The organism is Cellulomonas sp. ICMP 17802 (assembly GCF_041295535.1).
Taxonomy (GTDB): Bacteria; Actinomycetota; Actinomycetes; order Actinomycetales; family Cellulomonadaceae; genus Cellulomonas.
Window position 1 is genome coordinate 1 of record NZ_JBGFQZ010000035.1, and the last position, 21076, is coordinate 21076.

Sequence of the window (21076 nt, forward strand, 5' to 3'; positions counted from 1 at the left end):
ACCGCCGAGCAGGCGGCGCGGCGCCGCGGCTGACCGCGTGTCTTCGTACACCTGTTCGCCTGCGTGTGCCAGAGTGTCCGTCAGCAGACTCGGATCGACTGATGGAGGTGACCGGTGATCGCGTCGGTCCACGGGACGGTGCAGGCGGTGCGGCTCGACGCCGCGGTGGTCGAGGTCGGGGGAGTGGGCCTGCTCGTGCACGCCACGCCGGCGACGCTCGCGGGGCTGCGGGTCGGCTCGACCGCGCGGCTGGCCACGTCGCTGCTGGTCCGGGAGGACGCGTTGACCCTGTTCGGGTTCGCGGACGCCGACGAGCGCGAGGTGTTCGAGATCGTGCAGACCGTCAGCGGGGTCGGTCCGCGGCTCGCGCTGGCGATGCTCGCCGTGCACACGCCCGACGGGCTGCGCCGCGCCGTGGTCGACGAGGACCTCAAGGCGCTGCAGCGCGTGCCGGGCATCGGGCTCAAGGGCGCGCAGCGCATCGTGCTCGAGCTCAAGGACCGGATCGGCGTCCCCGTGAACCAGGCCGCGCCGGCCGCCGCGGTGTTCGGGGGCGACCGGCGCGACCAGGTGGTCGAGGCGCTGGTGGGCCTCGGCTGGAACGCCCGGGCGGCCGGGGACGCGGTCGACACGGTGCTCGAGGGCTCCGAGGGGCCCGTGGCGGCCGACGAGGTGGCCGGCGTGCTGCGGGCCGCGCTGCGGACGCTGGGCGGCCCCCGTGGCTGACGAGTACGACGAGCTGGTGACCGAGCGGTTCGCGCCCGAGTCGCTCGTCCAGCCCGGCGCCGACGACCTCGAGCGTGCGGCCGAGGCCGCCCTGCGCCCGCGCCGGCTGGACGAGTTCGTCGGGCAGCGGGTCGTGCGTGACCAGCTCTCGCTGGTGCTCGACGCCGCCCGCGGCCGTGGCCGGGCACCGGACCACGTGCTGCTGTCGGGCCCCCCGGGGCTCGGCAAGACGACCCTCGCGATGATCATCGCCGCCGAGATGGGCGCCCCGCTGCGCGTCACCAGTGGACCGGCCATCCAGCATGCGGGCGACCTGGCCGCCGTCCTGTCCTCGCTCGAGGAGGGCGAGGTCCTCTTCCTCGACGAGATCCACCGGCTCGCGCGGCCCGCCGAGGAGCTGCTCTACATGGCGATGGAGGACTTCCGGGTCGACGTCATCGTCGGCAAGGGGGCGGGCGCCAGCGCCATCCCGCTGACGCTGCCGCCCTTCACCGTGGTGGGGGCCACCACGCGCGCCGGCCTGCTCCCGGCACCGCTGCGCGACCGGTTCGGCTTCACGGCGCACCTCGACTTCTACTCGGCGGAGGAGCTCGAGCGGGTCCTCGTGCGCTCCGCCGGGCTGCTGGGGGTGCCGCTCGAGCACGCCGCGGCGGCCGAGATCGCGGCGCGCTCCCGCGGGACGCCCCGCATCGCGAACCGCCTGCTCAGGCGCGTGCGGGACTGGGCCGAGGTGCGCGGCGACGGCACGCTCGGCCTCGAGGCCGCCCGCGCGGCGCTGGAGGTCTACGAGGTCGACCAGCTGGGGCTGGACCGGCTCGACCGCGCGGTGCTGACCGCGCTGTGCACCCGGTTCGGCGGCGGCCCCGTGGGGCTCACCACGCTGGCGGTCGCCGTCGCGGAGGAGGCGGAGACGGTCGAGACCGTCGCCGAGCCGTTCCTGGTGCGGGAGGGCCTCATCGGCCGGACGGCACGGGGCCGCGTCGCTCTGCCGGCCGCGTGGGCGCACCTCGGTCTCGAGATGCCCCACGGATCGGGCACACTGTTCGGCTGAACCCGTCCCACGACGGAACCCCTCGCGGGGTTCGTGCGTTGGAGCGGCGAGCCGCTGCGCCTAGACTGCGGCGGACACCCCACTCGATCGGAGCCTGTCAGCCGTGGATCCTTCCTTCCTCGTCATCCTTGCCGTCGCACTCGGAGCCCTCTGGCTCATGTCGAACCGCACGCGCAAGCAGCAGCGGGCTGCCTCGGAGTTCCGCAACAACCTGGTCGCCGGTGACGAGGTCATGACGGCGTCGGGTCTGCTGGGCACCGTGGTGGACGTCGAGGACGACGTGATCACGCTGGAGTCGGCGCCCGGCACCCACACCCGGTGGATCCGCGCCGCGATCGCCAAGAAGATCGAGCCGACGGTCGAGGACTCCACCGACGTCGACGACAGCGAGATCGACGACGACGAGGTGCACGACGCGGTGGCCGACGCCGACCGCACGGGCCGCGCGAACGACGACGTGATCGACGTCCCGGACGACCTGTCCTCGCTGCCGCCCGCCCGCAAGGACGGGGAGCCGGACACCAAGTAGACCGTTCGGTCCGGGTGACGACGCCCGGACCTTGACCCCACCGACCGCCTCCGCGGCCGGTGCGCGCACGAGAGAGAAACTCCGTTGGCTCCTCCCACACGCCGTCAGAGGCCCGTCCGCACGCTCATCGTGCTCGGCGTCATCATCCTCGCGCTCTTCGGCGCCATCGCCGCGGGCGTCAAGTGGTCGACGGCGTCGTGGACGCCGAACCTCGCGCTCGACCTCGAGGGCGGCACGCAGATCATCCTGCAGCCGGTGATCACGGAGACGGGCAAGAAGCCCGACTCCGCGACCATCACGCAGGCGATCGACGTCATCCGTCAGCGCGTCGACTCGTCGGGCGTGGCGGAGGCCGAGATCACCAGCCAGAGCGGCGGCAACATCGTCGTCGCCCTGCCGGGGCACCCCAGCGAGGAGACCCTCAAGCTGGTGCGGACGTCGGCGCAGATGGCGTTCCGCCCCGTGCTGGCCATCGGCAACCCGACGCCGACGGACACCTCCCCGACGCCGACCCCGACCGCCTCGGCGGCGGGGACGGACACGTCGACCCCGGCGCCCACGCCGACGGCGAGCGCGTCGGCCGAGGCCCCGTCGGACCAGCCCACCAAGGCCGCGCCCGACAGCCCCAGCGACGCCGCGTACTACATCACGCCGAAGGTCCAGGCGGACTTCGACGCCCTCGACTGCACCGACCCCGCCAACCTCAAGGGTGGCGTGAACGGTGACCCGGACAAGGCCTTCGTCACGTGCAGCCAGGACGGCAGCGCGAAGTACATCCTTGGTCCGATCGAGATCGAGGGCGCGCGGATCTCGTCCGCCAGCTCGGGCCTGAACCAGCTGCCCAGCGGCGGCCAGGGCAACGAGTGGGTCGTCAACATCGCGTTCGACGGCAAGGGCACCACGCAGTTCACCGACGTGACCACCCGCCTGCAGGCGCAGACCTCCCCGCAGAACCAGTTCGCCATGGTGCTGGACGGCCTGGTCATTTCGGCGCCGAGCCTGGCTCCCGGCGTGATCATCTCGAACGGCAAGGCGGAGATCTCCGGCACGTTCACGCGCACGAGCGCCGCGAGCCTGGCCAGCCAGCTCAACTTCGGCTCGCTGCCGCTGACGTTCACGGTGCAGAGCGAGGAGCAGATCTCCGCGACCCTCGGGTCCGAGCAGCTGGAGAAGGGCCTGATCGCCGGCCTCATCGGGCTGGCGCTGGTCGTCCTCTACTCGATGCTGCAGTACCGGGCTCTCGGGTTCGTCACCGTCGCCTCGCTGCTCATCGCCGCGACGGTCACGTACGGCGTCATCACGCTGCTCTCCTGGACCCAGGGCTACCGGCTCTCCCTGCCCGGTGTCGCGGGTCTGATCGTCGCGATCGGTATCACCGCCGACTCGTTCATCGTCTACTTCGAGCGCATCCGTGACGAGCTGCGCGAGGGTCGCACGCTCGTCGCCGCCGTGGACCGCGGCTGGGAGCGCGCGCGCCGCACGATCCTGGCCTCGGACGCGGTGAACTTCCTCGCGGCGATCGTGCTCTACCTGCTCGCCGTCGGCGGGGTCCGCGGCTTCGCGTTCACCCTCGGCCTGACCACGCTGATCGACGTCCTCGTCGTCTTCATGTTCACGCACCCGGTGATGCAGCTCCTGGCGCGCACGAAGTTCTTCGGCGAGGGGCACCGGTTCTCCGGCCTCGACCCGCGGCGCCTCGGCGTCGAGGGCTCGCGCTACGTCGGCCGCGGCCGCGTGGTCACGGGCCCGCGGCCGTCGGGTGTCCAGGACGCGACCGTCGAGGACGCGCCGGTCGACGCCGGGGCCGCACCTCGCGTGCCGGTCTCCGTGGGCGGGGGCACGGGCGGGCAGACGATCGCCGAGCGCCGTGCCGCAGCGCGGGCGGCGGAGCAGAAGGCGGCAGCTGCCACCGACGCTCCGGTCGACGCGCCCACCACCGAGTCCGAGCCCGAGTCCGGGCGCACCGAGGGGAACGAGCACTGATGGCCGCCGGATTCGCCCAGTGGGGCAACGACCTCTACACCGGCCGGCGGTCGTACGACATCGTCGGGCGCCGGAAGATCTGGTTCACCATCTCGTCGATCCTCGTGATCCTCTCGGCGATCTTCCTGATCAAGCCCGGCCTCAACCCCGGCATCGAGTTCCGTGGCGGCTCCGAGTTCGTCGTCTCGGGCGTCGCCGACCAGGACCAGCAGCTCGCCGCCGACACCGTGCTCAAGGTCGCGCCGGACGAGCAGCCGAAGATCACGACCGTCGGCGGCGACGCACTCCGCGTCCAGACGTCGACGCTGACCAACGACCAGGTCGAGCAGGTCAAGGGCGCGCTGGCCACGGCGTTCGACGTGCCCGAGGCCACGAACGTCACCAGCTCGTTCATCGGGCCGTCCTGGGGCGCGGACATCTCCAAGAAGGCCATCACCGGCATCCTGGTGTTCCTCGTCTTCGTGACGATCGTGATGACGATCTACTTCCGCAACTGGCGGATGGCGGTCGCGGCGCTGCTCGCGCTGTTCCACGACCTCATCATCACGGTGGGCGTCTACGCGGCGGTCGGCTGGGAGGTCACGCCGGCCACGGTGATCGGCTTCCTGACCATCCTCGGCTACTCGATCTACGACACGGTCGTCGTGTTCGACAAGGTGCGCGAGAACACCGCGGACACGCTCGACCAGTCGCGGTACACGTACGCCGAGAAGGCCAACCTCGCGGTCAACCAGACGCTCGTGCGCTCGATCAACACGTCCGTGGTCGCCCTGCTCCCCGTGAGCGCGATCCTGTTCGTCGGCGCGTTCATCCTGGGGCCGGGCACGCTGCGCGACATCGCGCTCGCGCTGTTCGTCGGCATGCTGATCGGCACGTTCTCGTCGATCTTCCTCGCCACGCCGTTCGAGGTGACGCTGCGCGAGCGGGAGCCGGCGCTGCGGGCGCACACGGCCAAGATCCTGCAGGCGCGCGCGGCGCGGGTGGCCGGCGGCGAGGGCGAGCCCGAGCTGGTCGGGCCGGTGCACGTCGCGGCCGGAGCGCTCAAGCCCGGCTCGCACCAGGGTGTCGCGGCGCAGCCGAAGCGCAAGCGATGACGTTCCCGGACGGCGCCGCGGGGGCTCCTTCGGGGGTCCCCGCGGCGCGTGCGCACGTGCTCCGGCGGGTCGACGAGCTGGTGCGACTGGTCCCGGACTACCCGCAGCCCGGGGTCCTCTTCCGCGACATCACCCCGCTGCTCGCCGACGCGGCGGCGTTCGCCGACGTGATCGCCGAGATCGCGGGCCGCGTGGAGGGTCCGGTCGACCTCGTCGCCGGGATGGAGGCCCGCGGGTTCCTGCTCGCGGCGCCCGTCGCGGTCGCGCTGGGCGCCGGCATGCTCCCCGTGCGCAAGGCCGGCAAGCTGCCGGGCCCGACCGCCGCCGAGTCCTACGAGCTCGAGTACGGCACCGCGACGATCGAGATCCACTCGGCCACCGTGCCCGAGGGTGCGCGCGTGCTGGTGATCGACGACGTCCTGGCCACGGGCGGGACCGCCGCCGCGACCGTCGCGCTGCTCCAGCGCTGCGGGGCCGAGGTCGTCGGCCTCTCGTTCCTCGTCGAGCTCGAGGCCCTGCGTGGCCGCGACCAGCTGGTCGGCCACGCGATCGACGTCCTGGTCGCGGTGCCCTGACCAGGGTGGTCGCGACCGCCGTGACCGTCCCACCCCCCGCGCGGTCGTAGACTGTCGCCTCGACCGTGGGAGGGGGTGTGATGAGCGAGGACGTCCGCACGCCCGAGACCGGGGTCCCGGCCACGCAGAGCGACTCCCCGTCGAGCCGCATGCGCTCGCGCCTCGGCCGGTTCGGCGCGCGCAGCGGTGCCGCGTTCCCGGCGATCGAGCCGGTGCTCCAGGCTGCGCGCACCAACCACCCCAAGGCCGACCTCGCGGTGGTCGAGCAGGCGTACGTCGTCGCCGAGAAGGCGCACCGGGGCCAGCTGCGCAAGAGCGGCGACCCGTACATCACGCACCCGGTGGCCGTCGCGACGATCCTGGCCGAGCTGGGCATGACGCCCTCGACGCTCGCCGCGGCCCTGCTGCACGACACGGTCGAGGACACGGACTACTCGCTCGACCAGCTGCGGCGCGAGTTCGGGCCCGAGATCGCGATGCTGGTCGACGGCGTCACCAAGCTGGACAAGGTGGTCTACGGCGACGCAGCGCAGGCGGAGACCGTGCGCAAGATGGTCGTCGCCATGTCGCGCGACATCCGCGTGCTGGTGATCAAGCTGGCCGACCGGCTGCACAACGCCCGGACGTGGAAGTTCGTCGCCGCGGCGTCGGCCGAGAAGAAGGCCCGCGAGACGCTCGAGATTTACGCGCCGCTGGCGCACCGGCTCGGCATGAACACCATCAAGTGGGAGCTCGAGGACCTCTCGTTCGCGACGCTCTACCCCAAGGTCTACGACGAGATCGTGCACCTGGTGGCCGAGCGCGCACCGGCCCGCGAGGAGTACCTGGCGACCGTGCGCGAGCAGGTCGGCGCGGACCTGGGCAAGGCCAAGATCAAGGCCACCGTCACCGGCCGGCCGAAGCACTACTACTCGATCTACCAGAAGATGATCGTGCGCGGCCGCGACTTCGCGGACATCTACGACCTCGTCGGGGTGCGCGTCCTGGTCGACTCGGTGCGGGACTGCTACGCGGCGCTCGGCGCGCTGCACGCGCGGTGGAACCCGGTGCCGGGCCGGTTCAAGGACTACATCGCGATGCCCAAGTTCAACCTGTACCAGTCGCTGCACACGACGGTGATCGGCCCGGGCGGCAAGCCCGTGGAGATCCAGATCCGCACGCACGACATGCACCGCCGGGCCGAGTACGGCGTCGCCGCGCACTGGAAGTACAAGGAGAGCGCGAAGAACGGCAGCTCGGCCGACCCGGACACCGCCGGCAACGACATGCAGTGGCTCCGTCAGCTGGTGGACTGGCAGAAGGAGACGGCCGACCCCAGCGAGTTCCTCGACTCCCTGCGGTTCGAGATCGCCGGGTCCGAGGTCTACGTGTTCACGCCGAAGGGCGACGTCATCGGCCTGCCCTCGGGGTCGACCCCCGTCGACTTCGCCTACGCCGTGCACACGGAGGTCGGCCACCGCACGATGGGCGCCCGCGTCAACGGCCGGCTGGTGCCGCTGGACTCGTCGCTCGAGAACGGCGATGTGGTCGACGTCTTCACGTCGAAGTCCGAGACCGCCGGCCCGTCCCGCGACTGGCTCGGCTTCGTCAAGAGCCCCCGCGCCCGCAACAAGATCCGCCAGTGGTTCTCCAAGGAGCGCCGCGAGGAGGCGATCGAGCACGGCAAGGACGCGATCGCCAAGGCGATGCGCAAGCAGAACCTGCCGATCCAGCGCCTGCTCTCGCACGAGTCGCTGGTCGCGCTGGCCAACGAGATGCGGTACGCCGACGTCTCGGCGCTGTACGCGGCGATCGGCGAGGGCCAGGTGTCGGCGGCGACCGTCGTGCAGCGGCTCGTGCAGTCGATGGGCGGGGAGCCCGCGGCCGAGGAGGACCTCGCCGAGGTCGCGCGGCCGGGGCAGACCCAGCGCCGGGTGCGCACGGGCGACCCGGGCGTCGTCGTCAAGGGCGTCGACGACATCTGGGTCAAGCTGGCCAAGTGCTGCACCCCGGTGCCGGGCGACGACATCGTCGGCTTCGTGACCCGCGGTGCGGGCGTGAGCGTGCACCGCAGCGACTGCATCAACGTCGCGAGCCTGCGCACCGAGCCCGAGCGCATGGTCGACGTCGCCTGGAGCCACAACAGCACCTCGCTGTTCCTGGTCCAGATCCAGGTCGAGGCGCTGGACCGCAGCCGCCTGCTGTCCGACGTCACGCGGGTGCTGTCCGACTCGCACGTGAACATCCTGTCGGCGTCGGTCTCCACGTCCCGGGACCGGGTCGCGCTGTCCCGGTTCGTGTTCGAGATGGCCGAGCCGAGCCACCTGGCGTCGGTGCTCGCGGCCGTGCGCAAGGTCGAGGGCGTGTTCGACGTCTACCGCATCACGGGGGCCAAGGCCGCCGAGGAGCCGGTCATCCGCGCCTGATCCTCACAGGCTCCGCAGGGTGGCTCGTGCACGCAGGATCCCGCGCTGGCCCGCGAGCGTCGCCAGCTGGTCGAGCGCCTCGTGGGGCCGGAAGCCGACCCGCTGCAGCGCCCGCAGGACGGGCAAGGCCTCGTCCCGGGGCAGGATCCGGGCGACGTCCAGGCCCGTCCGCCGGACCGAGGTGGCGCGCAGCCCGCCGACGCGCACGACGTCGTGGCCCGCGAGCGTCGCCTCGGCGGCGATCCGCGCCGGGTGCGGGTCCGTCCGACGGCCACCGGTGCGGACGAGGACCTCGACCCGGTCGGGCGGGAAGCAGCCGGTGTGGACCCAGGCCGCCGTCCGTCGGCCCAGGACACCGCGCGCCGGCACCAGGGGCGCCAGGGCGTGCGCCCGGAGCTCCGGGGTGTCGACGAGGTCGGCCGCGATGGCCACGTCGCCCCAGACGACGCGCACCACGCCGTCGCGCAGCAGGCCGAACCAGGCGGCAGCGCCGATCTCGGCACGCTGCACCGTCCGCGGCAGGACGAGCTCCCGCGGGCGGTAGGCGTCGAGGCGGGTGCTCACCCGGCCAGCATGCCGGGCGGCCGGACGGCCGCGACGCGGCCGGACCGATCTGTGGACGCGACAGGCCCCCGCCCCGGAGGGCGAGGGCCTGCACGGGCGACCGGTGAGGTCAGCCGCGAGCGTCCTGCGCGGCGCGCTGCACCTGCTCGAGCCAGGCGCGCCGGGCGTCGAGCGCCGCCTGGGCGTCGGCGATCCGGCGGGTGTCGCCGGCGGCCTTGGCGCGGTCGAGGTCCGCCTCGAGCCCGGCGATGGCCTGCTCCAGCTGCGCGGCGGCCCCTTCGGCCCGCGCCCGCGTCTCGGGGTTGGTGCGGCGCCACTGGGCCTGGTCGGTGTCCCGCACCGCGGTCTCCACGGCGCGCAGACGACCCTCGATCCGCTGGACGTCGCCGCGGGGCACCTTGCCCGCGGCCTCCCAGCGGTCCTGGATCTTGTGCAGCGCCGCCTTGGCCGCGGCCAGGTCGGTCACCGGCACCAGGGCCTCCGCCTCGGTCAGCAGCGCCTCCTTGACCTCGAGGTTCGCGCGGAACTCCTCGTCGGTCGCGGCCGACTGGGCGTCCCGGGCGGCGAAGAACGCGTCCTGGGCGGCGCGGAACCGGGCCCACAGCGCGTCGTCGTCGGCGCGGCTGGCGCGCCCCGCGGCCTTCCACTGCGCCATGAGGTCGCGGAACACCCCGGCCGTGGCTCCCCAGTCGGTGCTCGACTGCAGTTTCTCGGCCTCGGCGACCAGCTGCTCCTTGACCTGCTTGGCCGACGCGTTGCGGGTCTCGAGCTCCGCGAAGAAGTGCCGGCGTTCGCGGTCGAACGTCGTGCGGGCGTGGCTGAACCGCTTCCAGAGCGACTCCTCCGTCGGCCGGTCCAGGCGCGGCCCGGAGCGCTGCGCCTCCTTCCACTGGTCCAGCAGCGTGCGCAGCTGCTCGCCGGCGGGCCGCCACTGGATGCGCGACGGGTCCGTGGCCGCGATCTTCTCGGCCTGCTCGACGATCTCGGTGCGGGCGAGCACCGCGGCCTCGCGGGCGGCGGCGCGCTCGACCTCGGCGGCCGCGCGACGCTCCGCCGCCGTGGCCTGGAGGGCCTCGAGGCGCGTGCGCAGGCCGTCGAGGTCGCCCACGGCGGCCGGCTCGGCGACCTCGTCGGTGAGCCGCGCCAGCGTCTGGTCGATCTCCTTGATGGACAGGTCGGTGGCGCTCAGGCGGGCCTCGAAGAGCGTGACCTTGGCCTGCAGGTCGAGGAAGCGCCGCACGTAGAGCGCCAGCGCCTCCTCCTGCGTCGCGCCCGGGTACTGACCCACGACGCGCTCGCCGGCGGCCTCCCGGACGGAGACGTTGCCCTCGTCGTCGACGCTGCCGAAGGTGGCCGCGTGGGCGGCCTCGGCGGCGTCCTGCGGGGGCGCGACCGGTGCGCTCGGCGCCGCGGCGACCGCCGCGGGCGTCGGGTGGGCCGGCGGGTGCGGGACCGGCCGGGGGCGGGGGACCGGTCGGATCGCCGCGGGGCTCGGGATCGGCGCGGCGGCGGGCTCGTCGGCGGCTGCGACCTCCGCGGTGGGAGCGTCGTCGGCCGGTGCATCGGCGACGGGTTCCTCCGCGACGGGAGTGTCGTCGGCCGAGGCGTCCGCGAGGGGGGCCTCCACGGCGGGCTCGTCGTCGGCCGGCGCGTCGGCGACGGGGGCATCCGCCGCGGACTCGTCGTCGGCCGTGGTCTCGACCTCGGCGACGGCGGGCTCCGCCGGCGCGTCCTGCTCGGCGACCTCCGAGGCGGCGTCGGACGCAGCGGCCTCAGCCGGGGCGGTCTCGGCCGGTGCGGCGTCCTGGTCTGCGGCAGCGTCGTCGGCGACGGTCGCCGTGGCGTCCGCGTCGGCGGCGACCGGCGTGTCGACCGCGTCCGCGGCCTCGGCGGTCGGCTCGGGAGCGTCCGGCGTGACATCGTCGGGCGCCGTGCCCTCCACGTCCTCGTGCGCGGCAGCCGTCTCGGGCTGCTCGGCCTCGGGGGCCGGCACGAAGTCGTCGGGTACGGATCCGGACGTCGGGGTCTGAGTCACTGGATGTTCACTCCCTCGATGATGACGTCGGACACCGGGACCTGGGTCCCTTCGACGGTGCCCGCGTCGGCGATGGCCTGCAGCACGTCCATCCCGGACGTGATGTGGCCGAACACGGTGTAGCCACCCGCAGTGTCTGCGGGAATAGGTGAGTCCTTGTAGACCAGGAAGAACTGGCTGCCCATGGAGCTGCCGTCGTTCTGGGTCCGCGCCATGGCGATCGTCCCGGCCGGGTAGACGCCGTCGGCCGGCGCGTTCTCGATCGGTCCCCACGTGTAGCCGGGACCGCCGGAGCCGCCGGTGGTCGGGTCGGCCGTGCCGAGGGCCGTCGGGTCGCCGCACTGCAGGACGTACAGACCCTGCTGCTCGCCCGTGAGGCGGTGGCACTTGGTCGAGTCGAAGAAGCCGCTCTTGGCGAGCGTCACGAAGTTGGCGACGGCCTGGGGCGCGGCGGCACCGTCCAGCTCGATGCCGAGGTCGCCCTGGGTGAGCGCGATGTCGCCCGTCCACGTGCGGTTCTCGGCCAGCGACGGGTCGGGCACCTGCGCGGCGTTCGCCGGGGGAGTCGTGGCGGTGGCGGTCGGCGAGGCGCTCGGCGTGGCGGCGGGCGTGTCCTTCGTCAGCGCGAACGCGCCGATGACGCCGATCGTCAGGACGAGGGCGCCGACGACGCAGCCCGCGATGACCTGGTAGCGGCGCCGCTTGGCGCGTGCCGCTGCCTGTCGCTGCTGCCACTTCTCGTACCGGCGGCGCTCGTACTCGCGCTCGCGCTTGCTGGCCACGCACACTCCTCGCGTCGTCGTGCGATGCGGCAGGTGGTCCGCCCGCCGCACTGCATAGGGGGAACCCGGGACAGTCTAGGCAAGGCTGCGCTCCCGGCGACCAGCAGCGCCGCGGGGTGGCCTCACCGTCGCACGCACCGTGCCGCTACGGTGCGTGGCATGCAGGTGGTCACGATCGAGTCGGCGGTCTTCGGTGCGCGCTGCAGCGTCCTCGTCGGCGACGACGGGACGTGCGTCGTGATCGATGCCGGCGCGGGGGTCACGGACGAGGTGCTCGCTCTCGTCGCGGAGCGCGGACTGCGGCCGGCGGCGGTGCTGGCCACGCACGGGCACGTCGACCACACCTGGGACGCGGGGCCGCTGTCGGTCGCACTCGGCGTCCCGGTCGTCCTGCACGCCGCCGACGCGTACCGCCTGGGCGACCCCTTCGGGACGCTCGGGCTGGGCGAGCCCACGCACGACCCGTCAGGACCGCTGGCGCAGGCACTCGCGGCGGTCGGCATCGACCCGCACGCCTACGTCGCACCACCGCGCGTCGACACCTTCGGGACCGCCGACGGCGCGCGCTCCGCCGACGCCGTCCTGGACCTCGGCGCGCTGCGGGTCGTCGCGCGGCACGCCCCGGGGCACACCGAGGGCTCCCTGTACCTCGTCGACGAGCTCGCCTTCACCGGCGACGTGCTGTTCGCCGGGACGATCGGGCGCACGGACCTGCCCGGCGGCGACGGCGCCACGATGGCCCGGACCCTGCGCGAGGTCGTCGCGACCCTGCCGCCGTCCACCGTCGTCGTCCCCGGGCACGGCCCCACCAGCGACGTCGCCACCGAGCTGGCGCGCAACCCGTACCTCGCGGGTCTGTAGGGCCGCGCGAGTCTGGAAGGATCGGGCCCCATGGCGCGACCCACCCCTCTGTCCGGATTCCCCGAGTGGCTGCCCGACGGGCGACTCGTCGAGCAGCACGTCCTCGACGTCCTTCGCCGCACGTTCGAGCTGCACGGGTTCGCCGGGATCGAGACGCGCGCGGTCGAGCCGCTCGACCAGCTGCTGCGCAAGGGGGAGACCTCCAAGGAGGTCTACGTGCTGCGCCGCCTCCAGGAGGAGGCCGGGGCCGAGCCGGACCGCGCCGGGACCCTCGGCCTGCACTTCGACCTGACCGTGCCGTTCGCGCGCTACGTGCTGGAGAACGCCGGCCACCTCGCGTTCCCGTTCCGCCGCTACCAGATCCAGAAGGTCTGGCGGGGTGAGCGACCCCAGGACGGGCGCTTCCGCGAGTTCGTGCAGGCCGACATCGACGTGGTGGGCGCGGGCGCGCTGCCGTACCACTACGAGGTCGAGCTGCCGCTCGTCATGGCCGAGGCGCTGGGCGCGCTGCGGGAGATCGGCGTGCCCCCGGTCCGCATCCTGGTGAACAACCGCAAGGTCGCCGAGGGGTTCTACCGGGGCATCGGGCTCACGGACGTCGAGGCGGTGCTCCGCAGCATCGACAAGCTGGACAAGATCGGGCCCGACGCCGTGGCCGCGCTGCTGGTGGCGGAGGCGGGTGCCGACGAGGCCCAGGCGCGTGCGTGCCTGGAGCTCGCGTCGATCAGCGGGTCGGACGAGACCGTGATCGACCGCGTCCGCGCCCTCTCCGGCGAGTCGAACGAGCTCCTCGAGGAGGGTCTGGCCGAGCTGGGCGCCCTCATCCGCGCGGCCGCCGTGCGTGCGCCGGGGGTGGTCGTCGCCGACCTGAGGATCGCGCGCGGGCTCGACTACTACACGGGGTCGGTCTACGAGACCGTGCTCGTCGGCCACGAGCAGCTGGGCTCGATCTGCTCGGGGGGCCGCTACGACACCCTGGCCTCCGACGGCGCGAACACCTACCCGGGCGTCGGCCTCTCGATCGGCGTCTCCCGGCTGGTGTCGCGCCTGCTGAGCAGCGGCCTGGTGCGGGCGACGCGCTCCGTGCCGAGCGCCGTGCTCGTCGCGGTGTCGAACGAGGACGCGCGGGACCGGTCGGACGCCGTCGCGGCGACCCTGCGCGGCCGCGGCATCCCGGTCGAGGTGGCGCCGTCGGCCGCGAAGTTCGGCAAGCAGATCCGGCACGCGGACCGCCGGGGGATCCCGTTCGTCTGGTTCCCCGCCGACGAGCCGGGCGTGCCCGACCAGGTCAAGGACATCCGTTCGGGCGAGCAGGTGGACGCGGACGTGAGCACCTGGGCGCCGTCGCAGGACGATCTCTGGCCCCGGGTCGTGCCTGCTTGACAGTCGTTCGAACACATGTTCGCATGAGGTCATGCGATGGGACGGGCAGAAGCTGGGGACCGACGATGCCGCGGTCCTGCCGGGCCTCGCCCTGGCCGGGCTCCAGCGCAGCGTGCGCACGCCGGAGTTCGCGGGGGTCACGTTCCACGAGGTGACGTGCAAGAGCGCGCTGAACAAGGTGCCCGAGGCGTCGCGGATGCCGTTCCGCTGGACGGTGAACCCGACGAGGGGCTGCCTCCATGCATGTGGATACTGCTACGCGCGGTCGACGCACGAGTACCTCGACATGGACGCGGGGCGGGACTTCGAGACGCAGATCGTCGTCAAGACCAACGTCGTCGACGTGCTGCGCGCCGAGCTCGCCCGACCGAGCTGGGCGCGCGAGCACGTGGCGCTGGGCACGAACACGGACCCGTACCAGCGGGTGGAGGGCCGGTACCGCTTCATGCCCGGGATCATCGAGGCGCTGGCGAGCAGCGGCACGCCGCTGTCGATCCTCACCAAGGGCACCCTGCTGCGTCGCGACCTGCCCCTGCTGGCCGAGGCGTCGCGGGCCGTGCCGGTCGGCATCGGGGTGTCGCTGGCCATCGGCGACGAGGCGCTGCAGCAGGCGATGGAGCCCGGGACGCCGACGCCCCGGGCGCGCCTGGACCTCATCCGGGCGATCCGCGACGCCGGTCTGCCGTGCGGCGTGATGGTGGCACCGGTCCTGCCGTGGCTCACGGACGGCCGTGGGCAGCTCGATGCGCTGCTGCGCGAGCTCGCGGACGCCGGCGCCACGGGGGTCACGGTGCTCCCGCTGCACCTGCGCGGCCCGGTCAAGCCCCTGTTCCTCGCCTGGCTGGCCGAGCACGCGCCCGCGCTGGTGCCCAGGTACCGGGAGCTCTACGGGAAGGGTGCGTACGCCCCGCGCGAGTACGCGACGTGGCTCGACGAGCGCGTCCGGCCCCTGCTGGTCCGCCACGGCTTCGCCGGACGGCGAGGCGGGCACCGGATGCCGGGCGAGGGCTCCTACCCGACAGGCAGCATCGCCGAGGGCGGGCTCCCCGTGCACGAGCCGACGGTGGCGGCGGCCCAGCCGGTCCTGTTCTGACCGCGGGCGGTCCGGGCCGGGCGCGCCTAGCGTGTCGGCGTGACGACATCCGACGACGGAGCGACCCGGCTGGTGTTCGACGGGCACATCGCGGGGTTCGGCACGGCGGAGGGCACGTGGGTGGTCGTGGGACGGTGGCTCGCCTCGCCGCTCGGTGCCTTCGCCGACGTGATGGTCGAACGAGCCGACGGCACGCGACTGCTCCTGGCGCCGCGTGACGACGTCGCCGACCTGGTCGCGGCCACCTACGTCTTCGACGCGGTCCACGTCGTGCCGGTCGGGCTCCGACCCGATGCGGCACGACGTCGCTGGCGGCTGCGTGCCGGCCCCCTCACGGCGGACCTCACCATCGGCGCGCGGACCGGCATCGGCCACCTGCTCGCGCTCCTCCCGCCGCACCCGCTCGTCGCCACCGCGGTCGACCCGGCCGCGCGCGTCCTGCTCGACGGCGTCCGCACCCGCGGCACGGCGGGCCGGGGTCGTCGCGAGTGGTACTCGGCGACCGACCAGCACGAGATCACCGCGGTGCGCGCGCTGTGGGGGTCGCAGGACCTGGGGCCGGTGGCGCCGGTCGTGCCGCCCGTGCGGTTCGGGTTCTCGTCGGTCCCGGCCGCGCCGAGCGTGACCCGGGTGCGCACGACCGTCGAAATGTCGGCAGGCCGCTCAGCCCGCGGGCACTAAGATCGTGCGGGCGTCCGACGGGCGCTCCCACCCCCGACCCCGAAGGACCTTCCGTGCTCCGCACCCACACGGCCGGCTCGCTGCGAGCCGAGCACATCGGCACCACCGTCACCCTCACGGGCTGGGTGGACCGGCGTCGCGATCACGGTGGGGTGGCGTTCGTGGACCTGCGCGACGCGTCGGGCATCGCCCAGGTGGTCATCCGCGACGAGACCGTCGCGCACGGCCTGCGCGCGGAGTACGTGCTGCAGGTGACCGGCGAGGTCGGCCGCCGTCCCGCGGGCAACGAGAACCCGAACCTCGCCACCGGCGAGATCGAGCTGGTGGCCACGGACGTCGTCGTGCTCAACGAGGCCGCGGCGCTCCCGTTCCAGGTGTCGTCGTCGCTCGACGAGACGATCGGCGAGGAGGCGCGCCTCAAGTACCGGTACCTCGACCTGCGCCGGCCCGCGCCGGCCCGGGCGATGCGCCTGCGCGCGAAGGCGAACCAGGCCGCCCGCCGCGTGCTCGACGCGCAGGACTTCGTCGAGGTGGAGACCCCGACCCTGACGCGCTCGACGCCCGAGGGTGCGCGCGACTTCCTGGTGCCGGCACGCCTGGCCCCGGGCTCCTGGTACGCGCTCCCGCAGTCGCCCCAGCTGTTCAAGCAGCTGCTCATGGTCGGCGGCCTCGAGCGGTACTACCAGATCGCGCGCTGCTACCGGGACGAGGACTTCCGCGCGGACCGCCAGCCGGAGTTCACGCAGCTCGACGTCGAGATGAGCTTCGTCGAGCAGGACGACGTCATCGCGCTCGGCGAGCAGGTCCTCGTGGCGCTCTGGGAGCTCATCGGCGTCACCATCCCGACGCCGATCCCGCGCATCACGTTCGCGGAGTCCATGGCCCGGTACGGCAACGACAAGCCCGACCTGCGCTTCGGCCTGGAGCTGGTCGAGCTGACGTCGTTCTTCGCCGACACGCCGTTCCGCGTGTTCCAGGCGCCGTACGTCGGCGCGGTCGTCCAGCCCGGTGGGGGGTCGACGCCCCGCCGCGGGTTCGACGCCTGGCAGGAGTGGGCCAAGCAGCGCGGCGCCAAGGGCCTCGCCTACGTGACCGTGGGCGAGGACGGCGAGCTGGGCGGGCCGGTGGCCAAGAACATCTCCGAGGCGGAGCGGGCCGGCCTGGTGGCCGCGGTCGGGGCCAACCCCGGCGACGCCGTCTTCTTCGCGGCCGGGTCGACCAACGAGGCCCGCGCGCTGCTGGGCGCAGCCCGGCTCGAGATCGGCCGCCGCGGCGGGCTCATCGACGAGAACGAGTGGAAGTTCGTCTGGGTCGTCGACGCCCCGCTGTTCAAGCCCACGGGCGAGGACGACGACGTGGCGGTCGGAGGCGGCGCCTGGACCGCGGTGCACCACGCCTTCACGTCGCCGACGCCCGAGTGGCTCGACACCTTCGAGCAGGACCCGGGCGCGGCGCTGGCCTACGCGTACGACATCGTCTGCAACGGCAACGAGATCGGCGGCGGCTCGATCCGTATCCACCGCCGCGACGTGCAGGAGCGGGTGTTCGACATCATGGGCATCGGCCCGGCCGAGGCCCAGGAGAAGTTCGGCTTCCTGCTCGACGCCTTCCAGTTCGGCGCGCCGCCGCACGGCGGGATCGCCTTCGGCTGGGACCGCATCCTGGCTCTGCTGACGGGCTCGGAGTCGATCCGCGACGTCATCGCGTTCCCCAAGTCGGGCGGCGGCTTCGACCCGCTGACGGCCGCTCCGGCGCCGATCACGCCCGAGCAGCGCCGCGAGGCCGGGGTCGACGCCAAGCCGAAGGTCGCTCCGACGGCCTGATGGCGGACGTGCTCGAGCTCCTCCCGCCGCGCTGGCGGGAGGACCGGATGCTGCTCACCGACCGCGCGCGGTGGGACGCCGTCGAGGTCCTGGGGGACGACGACGGCGTCCTGCTGGTGCTCGGCGGTGCCGACCGGCCGAACCTGTTCGGTCGCGGCGACCCGCGCGTGGTCGACCGCCTGGTCGCCGGGCTCGACCGGGGTGCCGCCCGCTGGATGAGCGTGCCGCGCGGGAGCGCGCCGGCACCCGAGGTGCTCGACCGCCTGGCGCTGGTGCCGTTCTCCACGTGGGACTGGCTCTCGACGTCGGTCGCGCCGCCGGCCGACGTCCCGGGGGAGCGCAGCGTGCGCCGGCTCGACCCCGTGGCCGAGGCGGACGCCATCCGGGCGTGCCTGGGCGCCGCGAACCCGGGGACCTCGGCGGACCCCACCGGCCCGGAGGAGATCGGCTGGTGGGGCGTCGAGGTCGACGGCTCCCTGGTCGGCGTGGTCGGCGCCGCCGAGCGCGGAGGGCCGGGGGACGCCCGCTCGTGGCACGTGCACGGGCTGGGCGTGCTGCCGGGCATGCGTGGCACCGGCATGGGCACGGCGCTCACGGCGGCGGTCACGCGAGAAGGGCTGGCCGGCGGGGCGTCGTGGGTGTCGCTCGGCATGTACGCGCAGAACGCCGGCGCCCGCCGGATCTACCACCGCCTGGGCTACCGCACGGAGGCGGAGCTGACGTCGTTCTCGCCGGCCGGCGCGGAGCGGCCGCCGGGCTGAGTCACCACGGCCGCGCGGACCAGTGCTCCTGCGAGATCGACGGGTTGCTGCGGGTCTCCGGCCCGGCGTCGGCACCGTGGGCGGGCAGCGCGTCCTCGTGCGCCCACGACCAGATGCCGGGCAGGAGCTTGAGCCAGAGCAGCAGGTTCTCCGGGTCGACGACGACCCACCACTTCTCGGCGATCCACAGGAACAGCAGCGCCGTCGCGACGAGGACGCCCGTCCACAGCACGCCGATCCCGAGGCAGAGCAGCACGAGCGCCAGCAGCAGGGGAGCGACGACCGCGACGGTGACCGCGGTCGCCACGACGACCCGGACCGCCTTCCGGGGGCGCCAGCGCCACCGGACTCCGAGCAGGTCCTGCCAGGTCACGGGCGGTGGCTCCTCAGGCGGCTGGTCGCGTGACGCGGACGCTAGCAAGCACGGGCCGGGCGCGGCCCGCCGTTCACCCGTTCAGTGGGTGATCGCCAGGCGGGCATAGAACCGGCGCAGGAAGGGCGGTGCCCACCAGTTGGCCCGGCCCAGCAGCGTCATCGTGGCCGGCACCAGCAGCAGCCGGACCAGGGTGGCGTCGACCAGCACGGCGACGGCCAGCGAGAAGCCGACCTCCTTGATCACGAGCAGCTCGCCGGCCACGAAGCCCGCGAAGACGACGATGACGATCAGCGCTGCCGAGGTGATGATCCGCCCGGAGCGCTGCACGCCGAGGCGGACGGCCTCGTCGTTGGGCAGCCCGGCGTCCACCAGCTCCTTGATCCGGGACAGCAGGAAGACCTCGTAGTCCATGGCCAGCCCGAACGCGAAGGCGATCACGAGCGCGACGACGTAGGTCTCGATGCCGCCCGTCGGCGTGAAGTTCAGCAGCCCCGAGAGGTGGCCGTCCTGGAACACCCAGACGAGCACGCCGAGCGACGCGGCCAGGGACAGCGCGTTGGTGAGCAGCGCCTTGACCGGGACCACGACGGAGCCGGTCATGAGGAAGAGCAGCACCAGCGTGGCGGCGGCGACGATGCCCACGGCCCACGGCGCGCGCTCGACCACGGCGGCGGTGAAGTCGATCTGCGAGGCGGCCTGGCCGGTGACCCACGTGGGGAACGGGGCGTCGAGGTCACGGACCTCCTGCACGACGCTGCGGGACACGGCGTCGCCGGGGTCGTCCGTGTCGGGGCGGACCCCGATCACCACGTACGACCCGACCGGGGACGGCGGGTCCACCGAGGCCACGCCGTCGAGGTCCTCGAGGGTCGCGGCCCAGGCGGTCGCCTTGTCGAGCGAGGTCTGGGTGACCACCGTGATGGCCGGCGTGGAGGCGGCCGGGTAGTCGCGGGCCAGGGTGTCGACGAACTCCCGCTGGGTGCTGCCGGCCGGCAGGAGCTCGGTGGTCGAGTTGCGCAGCTCGAGGTGCGCGAGCGGCAGCGCGAGGATGCCGAGCACGACGAGGCACCCGGTGAGCACGAACCACGGGTGGCGCTGCACGCGGCCGGTCAGTCGCGAGAACGCGCCCTCCTCGGTCTGCACGTCGGCGGTCCTTGCGAGGATCCCGCGCAGCCCGGGCACCCGCGCCAGGATGCTCGGCCGGATGAGGCGCCGGCCCGCGAGCACCAGGAGGGCGGGCACCAGGGTCAGCGCGGTGGCCACCGCGACCAGGATCACCGCGACGCCGGCGGCCCCGAACGCGCGCAGGATCGGGGGCTGGAAGACCAACAGGCCGGCGATGGAGATCGCGACGATGAGGGCCGAGAACGTCACGGTCCGGCCCGCGGTGGCCATGGTGCGCTCGATCGCCGCGAGCACCGCGCCGTCACCCCGGCGCCGACGGCTGCCGCGGCCGCCGTCGTCGTCGACGAGGCGGTGCAGCTCCTCGCGGAACCGCGACACCATGAGCAGGCCCCAGTCGATCGAGAGCCCGAGCCCGAGCACGGTGACGATGTTGACGACGGACGAGTCGAGGTCGAGCACGTACGAGAACGCCAGCAGGGCCGCGAGCCCCCCGGCGATCGACGCGACCGCACCGGCCATGGGCATCGCGGCGGCGAGGAAGCCGCCGAACACCAGCACCATGATGAGCAGGGCGACGGGCAGCGCGATCGTCTCGCCCGTGCGCAGGTCCGTCTCCACCTGGTCGGTGATCGCGCGGACGATGAGCGTGGTGCCACCGACGATGCCGGTCGCGCCGGGCGCGGCGTCCTCGAGGTCGGCGGGCACCGCCTGCAGGCGCGCCGCGACCTCGTCGAGCGCGGCCTGCTGGTCGTCGGCCGACAGGTCGGGCGCGACCTCGACCACCACGAGGAAGCCGTCACCGCCGCGGGCGACCAGCGGGGCGGCGGCGGGGTTGGCGGCGCCGTCCGGCAGCCCGAGCGGGTCGATCACGGACGTGACGCCGTCGATCGCCGCGAGCTCGGTGCGGACGGTGGTCATCGCCGTGCCGACGTCCGGGTCCGCGGGATCCACGCCCTGCAGGACCAGGGTGAGCGAGGGGCCGCTCTCGTCGGAGTCCTCGAGGATCTGACGGCCCTCGGCGCTCTCGGACCCGGGCACCGACGGAGCACCCGTGCTCAGCCGGTCGAAGAGGTTCTCCCCGTGCACCCCGAGGACGGCCAACCCGTACCCGAGCACGGCGAGGACCAGCCACGCGACGACGGTGAGGCGTGGATGGTGGGCGACGGCACGACCGACTCGGGCGAACACGCGGGTCATCGTCGCAGGTGGAACGGGCGTCGCGCACACGG

General features: G+C 73.6%; 18 protein-coding genes. 13 read left to right on the forward strand and 5 right to left on the reverse strand.

Going from position 1 to position 21076, the window contains the following annotated elements:
* Window positions 1-114: 114 nt before the first annotated feature.
* From ruvA to AB5970_RS17270, 7 genes are all read left to right on the forward strand, one after another.
* Window positions 115-726 (forward strand): Holliday junction branch migration protein RuvA, encoded by a 612-nt coding sequence (ruvA, locus tag AB5970_RS17240; RefSeq protein ID WP_370505174.1) that lies wholly within the window; start codon window positions 115-117, stop codon window positions 724-726.
* Window positions 719-1777, forward strand: a complete 1059-nt coding sequence (gene ruvB, locus AB5970_RS17245; protein WP_370505175.1) for a Holliday junction branch migration DNA helicase RuvB — start codon at window positions 719-721, stop codon at window positions 1775-1777. Before ruvA ends, ruvB begins: the two co-directional genes overlap by 8 nt.
* Window positions 1778-1880: 103 nt before the next feature.
* Window positions 1881-2306: a preprotein translocase subunit YajC gene (gene yajC / locus AB5970_RS17250; protein WP_370505176.1), complete on the forward strand. Its 426-nt coding sequence runs from the start codon at window positions 1881-1883 to the stop codon at window positions 2304-2306.
* Between the two features lie 126 nt (window positions 2307-2432).
* Entirely contained in the window at window positions 2433-4289 is a 1857-nt protein-coding gene (gene secD, locus AB5970_RS17255) for a protein translocase subunit SecD (RefSeq protein ID WP_370505199.1), read from the forward strand.
* The gene (gene secF, locus AB5970_RS17260) at window positions 4289-5383 is read left to right on the forward strand and encodes a protein translocase subunit SecF (protein WP_370505177.1); all 1095 of its coding nucleotides are present in this window, start codon (window positions 4289-4291) and stop codon (window positions 5381-5383) included. Before secD ends, secF begins: the two co-directional genes overlap by 1 nt.
* Window positions 5380-5958 (forward strand): adenine phosphoribosyltransferase, encoded by a 579-nt coding sequence (locus AB5970_RS17265; RefSeq protein WP_370505178.1) that lies wholly within the window; start codon window positions 5380-5382, stop codon window positions 5956-5958. The genes secF and AB5970_RS17265 overlap by 4 nt, the downstream gene beginning before the upstream one ends.
* Window positions 5959-6038: 80 nt before the next feature.
* Window positions 6039-8363, forward strand: a complete 2325-nt coding sequence (locus AB5970_RS17270) for a RelA/SpoT family protein (RefSeq protein WP_370505179.1) — start codon at window positions 6039-6041, stop codon at window positions 8361-8363.
* Between the two features lie 3 nt (window positions 8364-8366).
* Here AB5970_RS17270 and AB5970_RS17275 read toward each other — a convergent pair whose 3' ends face one another.
* The 3 genes from AB5970_RS17275 to AB5970_RS17285 form a co-directional block, all read right to left on the reverse strand.
* Window positions 8367-8927: a hypothetical protein gene (locus AB5970_RS17275; protein ID WP_370505180.1), complete on the reverse strand. Its 561-nt coding sequence runs from the start codon at window positions 8925-8927 to the stop codon at window positions 8367-8369.
* 109 nt (window positions 8928-9036) lie between these two features.
* On the reverse strand, window positions 9037-10962 hold the full coding sequence (locus tag AB5970_RS17280; protein WP_370505181.1) for a DUF349 domain-containing protein: 1926 nt from the start codon (window positions 10960-10962) through the stop codon (window positions 9037-9039).
* Window positions 10959-11744 (reverse strand): peptidylprolyl isomerase, encoded by a 786-nt coding sequence (locus AB5970_RS17285; RefSeq protein ID WP_370505182.1) that lies wholly within the window; start codon window positions 11742-11744, stop codon window positions 10959-10961. The genes AB5970_RS17280 and AB5970_RS17285 overlap by 4 nt, the downstream gene beginning before the upstream one ends.
* Before the next feature lie 159 nt (window positions 11745-11903).
* Between AB5970_RS17285 and AB5970_RS17290 the strand changes: the two genes are divergently transcribed.
* The 6 genes from AB5970_RS17290 to AB5970_RS17315 are packed head-to-tail and all read left to right on the forward strand — an operon-like array spanning window position 11904 to window position 18346.
* Window positions 11904-12605 carry an MBL fold metallo-hydrolase gene (locus tag AB5970_RS17290; RefSeq protein ID WP_370505183.1) on the forward strand — a complete coding sequence of 234 codons (702 nt, stop codon included), beginning with the start codon at window positions 11904-11906 and terminating at the stop codon, window positions 12603-12605.
* A gap of 30 nt (window positions 12606-12635) precedes the next feature.
* A complete protein-coding gene (hisS, locus tag AB5970_RS17295; RefSeq protein WP_370505184.1) occupies window positions 12636-13988 on the forward strand; it encodes a histidine--tRNA ligase in 1353 nt (450 codons plus the stop codon).
* Between the two features lie 31 nt (window positions 13989-14019).
* Window positions 14020-15081 carry an Rv2578c family radical SAM protein gene (locus AB5970_RS17300; protein ID WP_370505185.1) on the forward strand — a complete coding sequence of 354 codons (1062 nt, stop codon included), beginning with the start codon at window positions 14020-14022 and terminating at the stop codon, window positions 15079-15081.
* 39 nt (window positions 15082-15120) lie between these two features.
* On the forward strand, window positions 15121-15762 hold the full coding sequence (locus AB5970_RS17305) for a hypothetical protein (RefSeq protein ID WP_370505186.1): 642 nt from the start codon (window positions 15121-15123) through the stop codon (window positions 15760-15762).
* A gap of 53 nt (window positions 15763-15815) precedes the next feature.
* The gene (gene aspS, locus AB5970_RS17310; protein ID WP_370505187.1) at window positions 15816-17585 is read left to right on the forward strand and encodes an aspartate--tRNA ligase; all 1770 of its coding nucleotides are present in this window, start codon (window positions 15816-15818) and stop codon (window positions 17583-17585) included.
* Window positions 17585-18346 (forward strand): GNAT family N-acetyltransferase, encoded by a 762-nt coding sequence (locus AB5970_RS17315; RefSeq protein ID WP_370505188.1) that lies wholly within the window; start codon window positions 17585-17587, stop codon window positions 18344-18346. The genes aspS and AB5970_RS17315 overlap by 1 nt, the downstream gene beginning before the upstream one ends.
* Window position 18347: 1 nt before the next feature.
* On the opposite strand, the gene AB5970_RS17320 is transcribed toward AB5970_RS17315, so the two are convergent.
* Both AB5970_RS17320 and AB5970_RS17325 read right to left on the reverse strand, forming a co-directional pair.
* A complete protein-coding gene (locus tag AB5970_RS17320; protein WP_370505189.1) occupies window positions 18348-18719 on the reverse strand; it encodes a hypothetical protein in 372 nt (123 codons plus the stop codon).
* A gap of 81 nt (window positions 18720-18800) precedes the next feature.
* A complete protein-coding gene (locus tag AB5970_RS17325) occupies window positions 18801-21044 on the reverse strand; it encodes an MMPL family transporter (protein WP_370505190.1) in 2244 nt (747 codons plus the stop codon).
* Between the last annotated feature and the right edge of the window lie 32 nt (window positions 21045-21076).